The 13,802-nt window shown below is 68.5% G+C and carries 11 protein-coding genes; 5 read left to right on the top strand and 6 right to left on the bottom strand.

The genetic code is table 11. The features are described 5' to 3' along the window. The first annotated feature begins 108 nt into the window (after positions 1–108). From ACQEVO_RS19165 to ACQEVO_RS19155, 3 genes are all read left to right on the top strand, one after another. The gene (locus ACQEVO_RS19165; protein ID WP_432915128.1) at positions 109–333 is read left to right on the top strand and encodes a hypothetical protein; all 225 of its coding nucleotides are present in this window, start codon (positions 109–111) and stop codon (positions 331–333) included. After that, positions 330–1,628 carry a hypothetical protein gene (locus ACQEVO_RS19160; RefSeq protein WP_432915126.1) on the top strand — a complete coding sequence of 433 codons (1,299 nt, stop codon included), beginning with the start codon at positions 330–332 and terminating at the stop codon, positions 1,626–1,628. The genes ACQEVO_RS19165 and ACQEVO_RS19160 overlap by 4 nt, the downstream gene beginning before the upstream one ends. A gap of 172 nt (positions 1,629–1,800) precedes the next feature. Next, positions 1,801–2,292, top strand: a complete 492-nt coding sequence (locus ACQEVO_RS19155; protein WP_432915124.1) for a L,D-transpeptidase — start codon at positions 1,801–1,803, stop codon at positions 2,290–2,292. A gap of 239 nt (positions 2,293–2,531) precedes the next feature. Here the strand turns inward: ACQEVO_RS19155 and ACQEVO_RS19150 are convergent, their stop codons facing one another. Both ACQEVO_RS19150 and ACQEVO_RS19145 read right to left on the bottom strand, forming a co-directional pair. After that, positions 2,532–2,780, bottom strand: coding sequence for a hypothetical protein (locus ACQEVO_RS19150; RefSeq protein WP_432915123.1), 249 nt, complete (start codon positions 2,778–2,780; stop codon positions 2,532–2,534). Positions 2,781–2,790: 10 nt separating this feature from the next. Beyond that, on the bottom strand, positions 2,791–4,518 hold the full coding sequence (locus ACQEVO_RS19145) for a sodium:solute symporter family protein (RefSeq protein WP_432915121.1): 1,728 nt from the start codon (positions 4,516–4,518) through the stop codon (positions 2,791–2,793). A gap of 498 nt (positions 4,519–5,016) precedes the next feature. On the opposite strand from ACQEVO_RS19145, the gene ACQEVO_RS19140 reads away from it, so the two are divergent. Then, entirely contained in the window at positions 5,017–7,578 is a 2,562-nt protein-coding gene (locus ACQEVO_RS19140; protein WP_432915120.1) for a hypothetical protein, read from the top strand. 91 nt (positions 7,579–7,669) lie between these two features. Next, a complete protein-coding gene (locus ACQEVO_RS19135) occupies positions 7,670–8,425 on the top strand; it encodes an SDR family oxidoreductase (RefSeq protein ID WP_432915118.1) in 756 nt (251 codons plus the stop codon). Positions 8,426–8,539: 114 nt separating this feature from the next. Here ACQEVO_RS19135 and ACQEVO_RS19130 read toward each other — a convergent pair whose 3' ends face one another. From ACQEVO_RS19130 to ACQEVO_RS19115, 4 genes are all read right to left on the bottom strand, one after another. Then, on the bottom strand, positions 8,540–8,998 hold the full coding sequence (locus tag ACQEVO_RS19130) for a MarR family winged helix-turn-helix transcriptional regulator (RefSeq protein ID WP_432915116.1): 459 nt from the start codon (positions 8,996–8,998) through the stop codon (positions 8,540–8,542). Between the two features lie 14 nt (positions 8,999–9,012). Continuing rightward, the gene (locus tag ACQEVO_RS19125) at positions 9,013–9,648 is read right to left on the bottom strand and encodes a type 1 glutamine amidotransferase family protein (protein ID WP_432915115.1); all 636 of its coding nucleotides are present in this window, start codon (positions 9,646–9,648) and stop codon (positions 9,013–9,015) included. A gap of 40 nt (positions 9,649–9,688) precedes the next feature. Beyond that, positions 9,689–12,151 carry a CoA transferase gene (locus tag ACQEVO_RS19120; protein ID WP_432915114.1) on the bottom strand — a complete coding sequence of 821 codons (2,463 nt, stop codon included), beginning with the start codon at positions 12,149–12,151 and terminating at the stop codon, positions 9,689–9,691. A gap of 611 nt (positions 12,152–12,762) precedes the next feature. Then, entirely contained in the window at positions 12,763–13,800 is a 1,038-nt protein-coding gene (locus tag ACQEVO_RS19115; protein ID WP_432915112.1) for an enoyl-CoA hydratase/isomerase family protein, read from the bottom strand. Between the last annotated feature and the right edge of the window lie 2 nt (positions 13,801–13,802).

Raw genomic sequence — 13,802 nt, 5'->3', positions numbered from 1 at the left:
GTGAATGCCTTAACGGCCATGAGGATTCGGCATATCGTCGTGCGGGTAATACACGGGGTCGGCGGTGGTTTCGCGGCTGCCGGCCCCCGAGTGAGACACAGGAGCAGAATGAGTGCCAAAACCGAACTCGTCCGCGAACTGAACGGACCCACCGCAGCCTCGGAGATGCTCTCCGATGAAGAGATCCAGGATCTGCTCGGGTTGTTCCGCAGCGCCCAGCTACAGGAGAAGGAGCTGCTCATCGAGGCGGTGAACGGCATGATCCGCTACTTCCCGCCCCCGTTCAAAACGATCACGCGCCGGATCATGTTCGGGGATCTCCTCGAGAAATGAGCGATCTGGTCACTCGCGCGCAGATGATCCTGCTCGCGCGCACGCTACATGTTCCTGTCGAACGAATCGCCTACCTCGAACGGCTCGGGGCCGAACATCTGCACGAACTGGAACAGCGGATCTCGGGGCGGATCTTCGAATACCACGGCGAAATGTTCAAACGGATCGGCCGGCTGATCCCGATCATCCCGCTGCAGGTGTCGTTACCGCTGGTCCAGCGCATCGTGCCGCCCATGATGACCGGTCGCGCCGCGGGCGCCGTCGGTGTCGAATACCCGGACGCCGCCGCCGATACGCTCACGATGCTGAAAACCGAGTACGCGGCGGACTGCACACCGTATGTGGATCCCAAAGCGCTCGGTGAACTCGGCGATATCATGGCCGCCGAACCGCTGGTCGCGATCGTGAACGAGGTCCTGCGCCGCAAGGACCACATCACCGCCGGGCCGTTCCTGGAATACGCCTCACCGAAGATGGTCGAGGCCGTCGAACGCGGCACCCTCGACGACGAGGGCATCATCTTCTCCGCCGCCTACGCCTACTCCGCGTCCGCCGTCAGCAACATACTGCGCCAGTTGCTGGATGGCGGATCGAAGCGGATCCCGCGGATGATGGAGAACGTCCTGGCCGGTTCGGCGGAGTTGCAGGAGGCCGCGGTATCGGTGATGTCGCGGGCCGACGCGGACGTGGTCTTCCGGATCGGGGATATCCTGCTGTCCCTGGCCACCCCCGAAGCCCTGGGCAAACTCTGCGCGCACACCATCCAGCGCGGCGCGGCGCCGGAGCTGATGACCTTCGTCTCGAAGTTCAGTCAGCCGGGCCTGCAGCGGATGGCGATGAACCCCATCTTCGCCAATACCGCCGCGCTGATCGCGATCATCGAATCGCTGATCGTCGCGTTCAAACCGGGGCCGTGGAAGGGCCTGCTGCTGCTCGCCGAACGGAGCCACCCCGACGTGCAGCGTTATATCGCCGGGCTGGTGGCGCGGATGCCGGTGGAGCAGATCGCCGAACTGCCCTCGGTGGCCAATGCCGACGATCTGTGGCCCGAACTGCTGCGTTTGCTGGCGGTTGCCGAGGAGCCCGCGCAGCGGCGGATCGGGGCGGTATGGGCCGATCTGACGGCCGAGCGGCGCGCCGGTCTGCACCGGCGGATCGCCGAGCTGGAGCTCGGCGGCCGGCTCACCGGGATCGTCGAGGAGGTCCCCAATGTTTCGGTGGAGGAGGTGTTCTACCAGCGGCGACGTCGTATCCGGCGACGTGGCGCGGCCTCCGATAGCTGGAGCGTGGCCTGAGGCGAGTGGGTCGTATTCCGTCGCGGAATGGTGTCGAATCGGCGCGTCGGCGGTGAATGCGACCCACAGTTCGCCGAATTTTCAGTACCGTCGAATGGTTCTCTAGATCTTAGCTCTGGATTTGCTGGCCCCGCCGGAGTGGCGACGGATCGAGAAAAGAGGTCGGTACGAGATGAGCAACGGACACTTCCTCCACCGGATGGCTGTACTCACCGGGGTCGCGGCGGCGGCCCTGGCGCCGGCGGCACCCGCATTCGCCGAGCCGCTGTGGCCGAACGGGCCCAACGTCCCCGGTGTGCCGGCGATCATCCCGGCCGAAGCCCCCTGTTCACCGGCGGCGCGGGCCTGCCTGCGGTTGTCCACGAACGAGGTCTGGTTGATGGACAACGGCAGGGTGGTCTACGGGCCGACGCCGATGTCGCACGGGATGGACGGCTACGAGACCCCGACCGGCGTATTCGACGTCGACTTCAAACGCCCGTACCACTGGAGCACCATGCATCACGCACCGATGCACTACGCGGTGTTCTTCAACGGCGATATCGCCTTCCATATCGGTCCGGTGCAGGCCGAATCGCACGGCTGTATCCGGTTGACCGAACCGGGGGCCGTGGCCGTCTACCACTATCTGAACCCCGGCGATATCGTCGAGGTCGTGGCCTGATCCGCGACCGCACCACCTGCCCGACCGGGCCGCACCGCCCGACCCGGTACCGGGCGCGTTCAGCCGATTTCGTACGCTTGCCCGATGTGGATCATCCTGGCTGTATCGGTCATCAGTTGCCTGCTCATCGCTATCGGTTTCGCGATCGGCCTGCCGGACTGACGGCTCCCGGCCGCTCCCGATAGTTCACCGGTCCGCGTCATCGCGGGCCGGTGCCGTGTCTCCGGCAGCCGAGCGGGTCATCGGTCCCGGCCGGATTCGATCTCGGCACCCGGGTCGGGCCGGTCGACCGCGACCGGGCGCAGCAGCGTCCAGGCGATGAATGCGGCGGCCACCACGAGCATGCCCAGACCGGCCCACAGGTTCACGTTGATACCGCCGGTCTTGGCTTCCTCGTCGGCCGTATCGTGCACGAGTCCGGTGATCACCAGGACGATGCCGTAGAGGCCGAGCAGGCCCCCGACGATGGTGCGGATATCGAAGAGCACGGTCGTTGTCCTATCCGGTCGCGATATTGAGGATGATCACGAGTACCAGCGCGATACCCGCCAGCAGTACCGGGCGCTGATACCAGGGCAGCGTCGCGGCCTCCGGATCGGTGCGCATTTCACGCGGCGTCTCCGAATACACCAGGCCCACGAGCTCGGCCGCGGGTTTCGGTGCGGTGACCATCGTGACACCCACACTGACCAGGATATCGACGACGAAGGCGGCGCCCGCCGCGACGAAACTGACCCCCTGGCCGGACAGCGAGAACACCTCTGTCTCGTTCAGCACGAAGATGGTGACCGCGACCGCCGTACCGGCCACCAGACCCGTCCAGCCGGCGGTCGGAGTCATCCGTTTCCAGAACATGCCCAGGATGAAGGTCGCGAACAGGGGCGCGTTGAAGAAGCTGAACAAGGTCTGCAGGTAGTCCATGATGTTGCTGAACCCGCCCGCGATGAACGCGGTGAAGATCGCCGCCACGGTGGCGCCCACCGTGGCCAGCCGGCCGACGGTCAGATAGTAGGTATCCGGCCGGTCCTTGACCACGTACTGCTGCCACAGGTCGATACTGAACACCGTGTTGAAGGCCGAGACATTGGCCGCCATCCCGGCCATGAACGCCGCCAGCAGACCGGCCAGCCCGACCCCGAGCAGGCCGTTGGGCAGCACTTCCTTCATCAGGTACAGCAGCGCCTGGTTGTAGGTGGTATCGCTCTCGACATCGGGATTCGCGGTGACCGCCTGTTTGTAATCGGCCATCTGCGGCACCAGGACCGCGCTGATCATGCCGGGAATGATCACGATCAGCGGAATCAGGATCTTCGGGTAGGCGCCGATGATCGGGGTGCGCCGGGCGGCGGCGATGGAATGGGTCGCCAGCGCGCGCTGGACCTCGACGAAGTTGGTGGTCCAGTAGCCGAAGGAGAGCACGAAACCCAGGCCGAAGACGATGCCGAGGATGGACAGGAAATCGTTGGCGAAACCGGACAGCGCGTTACCCGGCCAGGAATCCAGCTGTTCGGGGCCGCCGGGGGAAGCGGCCACCTTGTCCTGCAACCCCGACCAGCCGCCGACCCGGTGCAGGCCGATCAGGGTGAGCGGCAGCAGCGCGGCCACGATCACGAAGAACTGCAGCACCTCGTTGTAGATCGCCGCCGACAACCCGCCGAGGGTGATGTAGGACAGCACGATCACCGCCGCCGCGATCACCGCGACCCACAGCGGCCAGCCGAGCAGCACATTGAGAATGGTGCCGAGCAGATACAGGTTGACGCCGGCGATGAGTACCTGGGCGACCGCGAAACTCAGCGCGTTCACCAGATGCGCGCCGGTGCCGAAGCGGCGGCGCATGAACTCCGGCACGCTGCGGACCTTCGAGCCGTAGTAGAACGGCATCATCACCACGCCCAGGAACAGCATGGCGGGGACCGCGCCGATCCAGAAGTAGTGGAAGGCGGGAAAACCGTATTCCGCGCCGTTGGCCGACATCCCCATGATCTCGACGGCGCCCAGGTTCGCCGAGATGAACGCCAGACCCGTGACCCAGGCCGGTAGTGACCGGCCGGACAGGAAGAAATCCATACTCGACGACACGCGCCGGCGGGCCATCAGGCCGATGCCGAGGACGAAAACGAAATACAGCGCGACTATCGCGTAGTCGACCGGTTGAGCGTCGAGTCGCAGCACCTCACCTTCCGCGAGTGTGACGACCTCCTGGGAAACTTCGAACTGCGGCATACAACGTTCTCCTCGAGCGGCCACGGCAACCGCGTGCGGCCCACCGCATCGGCACCACCGATGGCCGGCCGCACTACCAGATCGGCTCTGGTACCTAAAACGTACCGCGCGTGCAGGCGCCGCGGGCTGTGTTGATCAAAGCCGGGCGTGTCCGTGGCGGAGGGCCGGCGACCGGTCACCGAGGGCGAAATCGGCGGGGCCGCGCCGGTATCGGGTGGGCGTGCGGCCGGCCGGGCCTGCCTGTTCCTGTTCGGGTCGGCCGGCCGCAGTCGGGTGAGTTGTTGCACTCCGGGCGGCCGAGGGGTAACGGGCAGTGCAGGTCGTCGCGATATGCACGAATGCGCACGCATGCCTGCGGGCGCAGGCTCTCGTGCGCCCTGGCGTGGATTGCTACCATTGACGACGGCGCATCCAAAAACGTTGTGCGCCAGGGAATTAAGATCTCCCTGGCGCCCCGTGGTGTGCGTGGGTTTCGTGGTCACCGAAGTAGGGGTCGCCGTGATTGTACGCGTGCAGAGTGCCGAATTGTCCGGTGTGCAGCGGTTCGTGCTCCGCTTGCTCGGCGACTGGGGTCGCGGAACCGAGCGCATCGGCGGCGTCGCCCTCCTCGGTGGTGCACTGCCCCGCCCCCGCCGCAGATCCACAACGGTGGTCGACCTGCTGGTTTGGACACCGTCCGGGTGCACGCTGGTGGTGCTCGCGGATTTCCGGTCGGTTCAGCACGGTGTGCTGGAAACACCGCCGGGCGGTCGCTGGCAGGTCGACGATCGGACCGCCGATCTGCGAACGGGTTCCGGGACGGTGAACCCGCTGGTGCGGGGCCGCAGACAGCGGGCCGAACTGGAGGCGGTGTTCCACCGGCACGGAATGCCCGAGCACATCGACGTTCTCGTAGTGCTGATCCCGAAGACCGGTTCGCGGATCACCTGGAGCCCGTCCCCGCAGGAGGCGGGCGAAGAAACGATCATGGTCCGGATCGGGCAATCGGCGAGCCTGACAGAGTACTTCGAGCATCCGCCCGCCGGCGCCGCCCGCTGGCGCGCCGCCGATATCGCCCAGGCCTTCGAAACGCTCGGAATCCCGCTGTCGACACCGGATGCCGAGGAGCTGGCGGCCGAGGGGTTCACGGTCGCGGCGAACGGAACCGAGAGCGGGCAGCTCCCGGCGTCTTCGGCGCCCACCGGGGGCCGGTCGGCGCGGAAGACGGTCTTCCCGCGATTCGCCGGTTCCGGCCGTACGTCCACGCGTCAGCGCATCGGCGGCGCACTCGCGCTTCCCGGAACAGCCGGGTCCGCGCCTGCCGAAGAATTCCAGGCGGAACAGGCACTCTCGGTGACCGGCTCCGGCTCGGTCCCCTCCCCTGACGACCGGTCGGCTCACGCCGGCGCCGCCCGGCCGGAATCGCCCGAGCGGCAGCCCTCGGCCGGTACCGCCGATCGGCAGTCCGACGCCGGAGCCGGACGCGCCGGCCCGGCAGTCCCGCGGCGCCGGGAGGAACCGGACGTCGCCACGCGCGATTCCGTTGAGGTGGACCGGAGTACGAACGACGAATGGAACACGGCCGCGGAGCGACCGGCGGTGATCGGCCGGCCGGACCTCGGCCGTGGCGAGAAGTCGCGACCGGATGTCGAGCCGGTGCCGCGGCCCGGGGCACCGGACCGGCCCGAGGGACAAGACCAGCCTCCGATGCCGGACCGGCCTGCGGTGCAGAGCCAACCTACGGTGCTGGACGAGCCTGTGGTGCGGGGCCGGCCCGGGGAGCTCGGGCAGTCCGCGGTGCCGGATCGGTCTGCGGGACAAGACCAGCTTGCGGAACCGGGCCGGTCGGCGGCGTGGGGCCGGTCCGCAGGGCAAGACCGGCCTGCGGTGCTGGACCAGACCGCGGTGCGGGGCCGTTCCGCGGGGCAAGACCGGCTCGCGGAACCGGATACCGGTGAGGTGGGGCGTTCACGGCGACCGGCGGAGCGATCTCCGGAGTCTCCGGTGGGGTTTGCGGCACCCCCGGCAGCCGTGAACCGCCCGCCGCGGCAGCGGGGCGTTGTGGAGGTCGCCGACCGGCACGGGCATTCGCTGCGGACCGCGACGTCGGCCACGGAAGGTTCCCAGGGCTCGCTGTCGCCGGTCGCCGGTGACCCAGCATCGAAGCGAGAGGCTGATTCGCCGGTTTCGGCCGGGGATTCCATAACCGGTGGGGAAGTGGCGGGCCCGGGCGGTCCGGCCGGGGTCCCGGTGGGGTCGTCTGTGTCCGGGACTCCCGCCCGTGAGCCCCGAAGGTCGGTGCGGACCCCGGTCGGCATCCGGCGGGAGATCGCCCGGCTCCGGCAGGTACCAGGCCGCGCGCGGGCGCGTGCCGGGGCAGCTCGGGCGGCGGCGGACCGCCCGCGCGGGCCGGAACGCGGTCGGCCGGCGGACGTGGGCCGGCCGGCCGGGACGAACACCGGTGGGCGCGGCGCGCGGTATGCGATCGCGGTCGGGGTGGCCGGCGCGGCGCTGGCGGCGGTGACCGGCACCGTCTTCGCGGCTTCCGGATTCGCCCGGTTCGATGTGGCGGAATACGGGGCCCTGTGCCAGGGCGAGGGTGGGACCACGGTGGCCGCGCCCTATTCGGCGACGGGCCCCAGCCCGATTCATCTGGCCGGGGAACTTTCCGAGTTCACCCCGGCCGGCCCGGCCGCCGTATGGCACCCCGTCGATGCGCGGTCGGTGCAATTGGTCGCCTGCGTATCGCAGGTGCGGCTCGGGGAGTTGGTGCGCACATGCCAATTTCCGCCCGCGCCGGGGCAGCCGGTGGGCCGGACGCTGAATCTGTTCGCGATGGCGTACCGGCTCAGTGTGTACGAGGCCCGGAGCGGGAACCGGTTGGCGGCGATCGACCTGATCGGGGAACGGTTCGCGGCCGATCCCGCGGTCACCGATACCGATGTGTGCCGGGCGGCCACCGGAGCGCCCGAAGACGGTCTGCCCGGCCGCCGGCACAGCCGGTTGTCGCAGCAGCAGGTGCAGGGCGCGCTGGCTCCCTTCGCGAACCCGGAAGCCCCGCAACTCCGGGCAGCCCGCTGACCGGACGCCGCCCCGGGGATTAGGCTCGGGAAAACGTGCCGACCTTCGCCGGGCCGTCAGCGGTGCGGCCGACCCCAGGAGATGCACCACCGTGGCTAGAGGTTCGATTCTGATCACCGGCGCGAGTTCCGGTCTGGGCGCCGAGATGGCGCGCCAGTTCGCCGCCCTGGGCTACGACCTGGCGCTGTGTGCCCGGCGCACCGAGCGGCTCGACGAACTCGCTGCGGAGATCGCCGGCGCGCATCCGGCGGTGCGGGTCCGCACCGCCGCCCTGGATGTCACCGATTTCGATGCGGTGCCGCGGGTGTTCGACGAGTTCGCCGCCGGATTCGGCCGCCTGGACCGGGTGATCGTCAATGCCGGGCTGGGGAAGGGGGTGCCCTTCGGCAAGGGCGGGGACCGGCCGAACCGGCAGACCGCGAACACCAACTTCCTCGGGGCGATGGCCCAGATGGAAGCGGCCATGAAGATCTTCCGGGCCCAGGGCGGCGGGCATCTCGTGGTGATCTCGTCGATTTCCGCGCTGCGCGGGATGCCGAAGACGATGACCAGCTATGCGGCGAGTAAGGCCGGGGTGGCAGCCATGGCCGAAGGTATTGCGGCGGAAGGCGTTCCGGGAGTGGATGTCTCGATCATCTTCCCGGGCTATATCGCCTCGGAGATGAACGAGAAGGCCGCGCACCCGCCGAAATTCCTGGTCGATACGCCCACCGGGGTCCGGTCCATGGTGACGGCGATCGAGAAGCGCCGGTTCAAGGCCTACACCCCCGCTTGGCCGTGGGTTCCGTTCGGTTTCGCGATGAAGGTGCTGCCGCTGCCGATCGTGCGCCGAATCGCCGGTATCTGAATCCGGGCTGTGGCGCGGGCCCGGCCGGTCGCGTTGTCATCATCGGGTGGGTAAACATGCGGATCTCTCCCGCCGCAGCGCCACCGGAGTGTGTACCAGCCGGCCGGCCGGCTGCTATCGGTGTTCGTCCTCGGTGTCGAGGAGCTCGACGGCGGCCGAGAGGTCGGCGAGGGCCTGCACGATTTCGGTCAGCCGCTCCCGGCCCACCTGTTGCGCGAGGCGGGTGGCGAATTCGGTGTGCTGGGGGCCGATACGTTCGACGGCCGCTCGTCCATCCGCGGTGACGGCCACCAGTTTCGCGCGCCGGTGCGCCGGATTGGGCCGGTATTCGGCGAGACCGCGGGCCACGAGCAGATCAGCGATCCGCTGCACACTCTGCCGGGTCACGCCCATGGCGCGCGCGATACCCGCCACCGGCAGTGGTTCGCGCAGGACCGCGCCCAGTACCTGCCACCAGGCGGCGGTGAGACCCGCGGGTGCGGCCAGTTTCTCGGCGAGCGCGAGGAACTGGCCGTTGAGCCGGAACGAGGTGATGGCGGCGGTGCTGAACAGGTGCTGTTCGGAATTTTCCATCGCGCAGCCCCGGTTCAGGCCGTGGCCTGCCGGGCTTCGTACTCCGCCAGCGCCGCGTAGCCCGCCGGGTCGTTCCGGCCGAACAACCGGTACCAGCCGTCGAGTACGGCGGGTTCGTAGATATCCAGGGCGGCCAGTACTTCGCGGGCGAACTCGAACGGTGCGGTGGAATTGGCGGTGATCACGCCGCGATCGGTGACGGCGAGTTCTTCCCGGTAGTGGTCGCCGCCGGAATAACCGCTGGCGGCCAGATATTCGGCGACATTGCTCGTGTGTTCGCGGTCGTCGAGCAACCCGGCCGCGGCAAGGCCGAAGGTCGCGCCGCAGATCGCCGCGACCGGGACCCCGGCGGTGCTGAATTCTCGTGCTTTGCCGGCAAAGTCGGTCAACTCACCGGAGTCCCAGCCCTCGGCGCCGGGCAGGATGAGCATGGCGCTGTCCGCGGGAGATACCTCGGCCAGGGTGAGGTCGGGAACGATTCGCATCCCGCCCATCGTGGTCACCGGTTCGGTGCTCGCGCCGACCGTGCGGATGCGGTACCTGCCGGGTTCGCGGTGCCAATTGCCGTTGTTGATATGCGCGGTGGCCGCGCCCACCTCCCAGTCCGCGAGGGTGTTGTAGACGGCGAGGTGAACGATCTGCGGAGTCATGACAACATTCTGTCAATATGACAGTGTGTTGTCAATTGGCTCAGAAGCCCGGGGCTCCGCCGATCACTTTGTCCTTTTCCAGAGCCGCGATCTCTTCATCCGTGTACCCGAGTTCGCTCAGCACCGCATCGTTGTCCTGCCCCAGCAGCGGCGCGTGCCGGCGGTGATAGCGGGCCGGACCGGCTGAGTAGCGGGCCGGGACCGTGCTGTGACGTGCGGTGGGATTGATCGGATGCGGCACCGGTTCGAAAAAGTTCCGGTGCGCGAGCTGCGGGATCTCGGTCTGCCGGTGCGGTTGCCGGACCTCGGCCACCGGAATACCCGCCGCCCACAGCATGTCGACGATCTCGCCGGCCGGCCGGCCGGCACACCATGCGGACAGGTGTTCGTCGATCTCGTCGTGGTGGGCGCGCCGTCCCGCGGCCGTACACAGACGCGGTGCGGTCGCCCAGTCCGGGCGACCGAGCACCTCGGTGAGCGCCGCCCACTGTTCGTCGGTGGTGACCGCGAGCGCGATCCAGTTGTCGGGACGGCCGAACTCGTCGGCCCCGGCCGCGCGATACAGGTTCTGCGGTGCCGCGTGCGGGCCGCGGTTACCGTCGCGTTCCAGCAGGTTGCCGTACGCGGAGTATTCGATGACCTGTTCGGCGGTGATGTTCAGGGCCGCGTCCACCATGGCCGCCTCCACGAGCATCCCTTCGCCGGTACGCCGGCGGTGCTCCAGGGCGAGCAGCAGTCCGACCAGCGCGTGCACGCCCGCGTTCGGGTCGCCGAGGCTGTAGGGCTCGACGGGGTTCTGGTCGGGATAGCCGGTGCGCCAGGTCAGCCCGGAGGCGTCCTCGATGACATAGGCGAAGGCCGGGTTGTCCCGCCACGGCCCGTCCAGCCCGAATCCGGGCATCCGGACCATGATCGCATCGGGGCGCAAGATGCGAACGTTGTCGTAGTCGAGGCCGATCTGCTCGATCACCCGCGGCGTGTAGTTCTCCACCAGTACATCGCAGGAGGCGACGAGACGGCGCAGGATCTCGCGACCGGAGTCGGTGCGGAAATCGACGGTGATTCCGCGCTTGTTGGTGTTGAGTCCGGAGAAGATCCCGGATTTCTCCCACCAGCGTTCCTCGTCGACGGGGACACCGGCGATGAGGCGAGTTCCGTCGGGACGTTGGGCGGATTCCACATGGATCACCTCGGCGCCCTGTAGCGCCAGGTAGTGGGTGCAGGACGGTCCGGCCCAGAAGGTGGTCATATCGAGAACACGCAGGCCCACGAACGGAAGTGGGTTCGTTGTGCCGGTATGCGCTTGCCGGGCCGCGGAGCCGGCGCTCTCCTCGCGGGCGGCGGCACCGGCCGCGGTCGTCGCGCGGTAGTGGGCGGTGTGTTCGCCCAGGGCCGGAGCCGGTTCGGGGGAGCGCAGCAGCGCGGGGGTGGTTCGGAACGGCGGACCCGGCTGGACGAAACCAGCTCCCGGGTTCACCGTGAAGAACTCGCGGGCACGGTGCTGATCGAGTTCGGTGACATCGGCGCCATTGGCCACGGGACTGTTGGGTATCCGGAAAGCTGTGGCCAGTTCCCGGATTTCGTCCACCGTATGCTCGGCGAACCAGGCGGCGATCTCCTCGGCCTTCTCGTTGGTGCGTTCGGTGATGGCGGGCGTGGGATCCTCGTCGATCCATTCCGGATGCCCGACCATCACGCACAGGTCGAACCACTGCTGCGCGGTACCGCACCCAACAGCGATGAGCCCGTCGGCTGCGGTGGCGACGCCGGGGCGGCTGAGCCGGCGCTGGGTGCGAAACGGCCGGTGCACGGTGTCGTAGAACGAAACCGGGTAGTACGACAGGCCCAGAATCTGGGTTTCCAGCATCGAGAGGTCGACGAGTTCCCCGGTGCCGGTGGTCAGGGCGCGGTGCCGGGCGGTGAGGGTCGCGGCCGCCGCATGGGCGCCGGCGAACCATTCGCCCACCTCGCCGCCGACATGGATCGGCGCGCGTTCCGGCGCCCCGCGGCCCAGCCCGACGATGCCGCCAGACCATGCCTGCAAGGTGAATTCGGTGGCCGGCCGCCCGGCCCACGGGCCGTCGAGACCGAACGGCGTGATCGCGGTGACCACGAGATGCGGGTGGCGCTCCCGCAGCGCTGCCGGTGCGAAGCGCGGATCGTCACCGGGACCCCCGCCGGGCGACCAGACAACGGCATCGGCCTCGGTGAGCAGCGCGTCGAGCAGGTCGCGGTTGTCCGCCGGCGACGGATCGACCACGACACTGTGCCCGGCTCCGGCGAGGAACTGGAACAGCGCCCCGTCGCCGCCCGGCTCCGGTACGGCACCCGACGATGTCCGGCGGCGCAGCGCAGTACCCTGCGGCGGCTCCGCGAACACGATCCGGGCACCGGCGTCGGCGAGCAGCTTCGTGCAGTAGACGCCGGCGATCCCACCGGTCAGCGCGACGACGGTGTATCCGGTGAGCACCCCGTGTCCGCCACGATCGTCGTACGCTGCCACGTCCTGATCCGCCACGGTGTCTCTGCTGCCGCGCTCGGTAGCAGAGCGCGACCCGCTCGCCGGCTGCTCGACGGTGGGCTCCTGATGCATGGGGGCTCACTTCCCGCTGTGGCGGTAGGGCGAACGGCCCTCCGCAGGATTTCTATTCACTCCGCCGATCCGGGCGGCGTGGGTCCGTACCCGATCGACGGATGCGCACGGTGCCGACAGGTGCCGTGCGCGCTACCGCCGCGCAACGTCAAGCCAACGCTTCGGCATCGCCGGCGACGAAGACCGGCGAAAGCGCGCGACACCCCGTCGGCCGGCTCCGCTATCCGGCGTGGTTCCGTCCCACCCAGCAGTGCGGCGCGGCTCGGGGAGGAGCCGGCGGCGGCAGGGTGCGGCCGATCACGCCGGCTGCTTTGCCGCGCACGGGACCCGGCGAGCGCGGATATCAGGCTCTCGCGTTTCCCGTCCCGGCATTGCGGGACGGGCTCCCGGCGGTGGAATACGCGGTGCTCCTGCCCGGGCGACGCGGTATCCCGGTGTGCCCGGCTCGGCCGAGGACACCGAAGGTGGCGAGGCTCGCGCTTGCCCGCCGCTGTCGCGGGGCGATCTGATACCCTCGCCCATTACTCGGCTTTGCGCCGCCCCGACCTGCTGAGCCGGAACTCCGGCGGGAAGCGGCTGTCGTTGTCCTTGACCGAGTTGTTCAAACCGTTGTCGAAGGCGTTGTCCAGCATCAGATCGTTGTCGTCGGCGTGGATATGGCCGCCCATCGATTCGAAGAAACCGCTGAGCAGGCTGCCCATGTATTCGCCCTGCTGCTGTTTCATGATCTCGAAGAACACCTTCTGCATGAACACCGTGTCCGTGGGCCGGTTCCGGGCGCACGCGAGCGCGTACTTCGCGGTTTCGGCTTCCAGCTCCGCACGCGGGACGACGCTGTTGAGGAAATTGCACTCGGCCATTTCCGCCGCGGAGAACGGGCGGCCGGTGAACACCATCTCCTGGAACTTGCGCAATCCCATGGTCTGCGCCCAGGTCCACATCCGCGGGCCCCACCCGTAGTAGCGGAACGACGGATGCCCGAACAGCGCGTCGTCGGAGGAGATCACCAGATCCGCGTCGGCGGCCTGGTAGAAGTGCCAGCCGTAGCAGTAGCCCTTCACCTCGACGATGCTGATCTTCTTGAATTCCTGCAGGCTCCGGCAGCCGGCCTGCGCGTTGGCGTACCACTGGCTGATGCTGGCGCCGTGCCGGAACGATTCCTTCGGCGGGTAGCGCACCTCGTCGGGGCCGATCTTGTACTCGCTGAGCCGCGGGCCCTGGTCGGGGTCGTTCTGCACGGCCATGAATTCGCCGAGATCGGCACCCGACCCGAAATCGTCGCCGGCGCCCCGGATCACCAGGACCTTGACCTCGTCGTCGATACTGGCCCGGTGGATCAGGTCGCCGTAGCGCAGGCGCGCGGCCATGGTGGGGGCGTTGAGCTGATCGGGGCGGTCGAAGGTGATGGTCGCGATCCGGGTCGCCGGATCCTTCGAATACCGGATGATCTCCTCGGCGCTGGGCCCGGCAGCCGCCGAGTCGCTGCGGGCGGACTCCGCGTCCGGGCCCGTTTCGCTTGCCGTGCCCCCCGGGGTGTTCCCGGTTCCGCTGTCGGACATCT

It is taken from the genome of Nocardia sp. CA-290969, from assembly GCF_050936135.1.
In the GTDB taxonomy this organism is placed as follows: domain Bacteria; phylum Actinomycetota; class Actinomycetes; order Mycobacteriales; family Mycobacteriaceae; genus Nocardia.
Note: the sequence above shows the minus strand (reverse complement) of the source record. Positions and strands in the feature narration are given on the sequence as shown.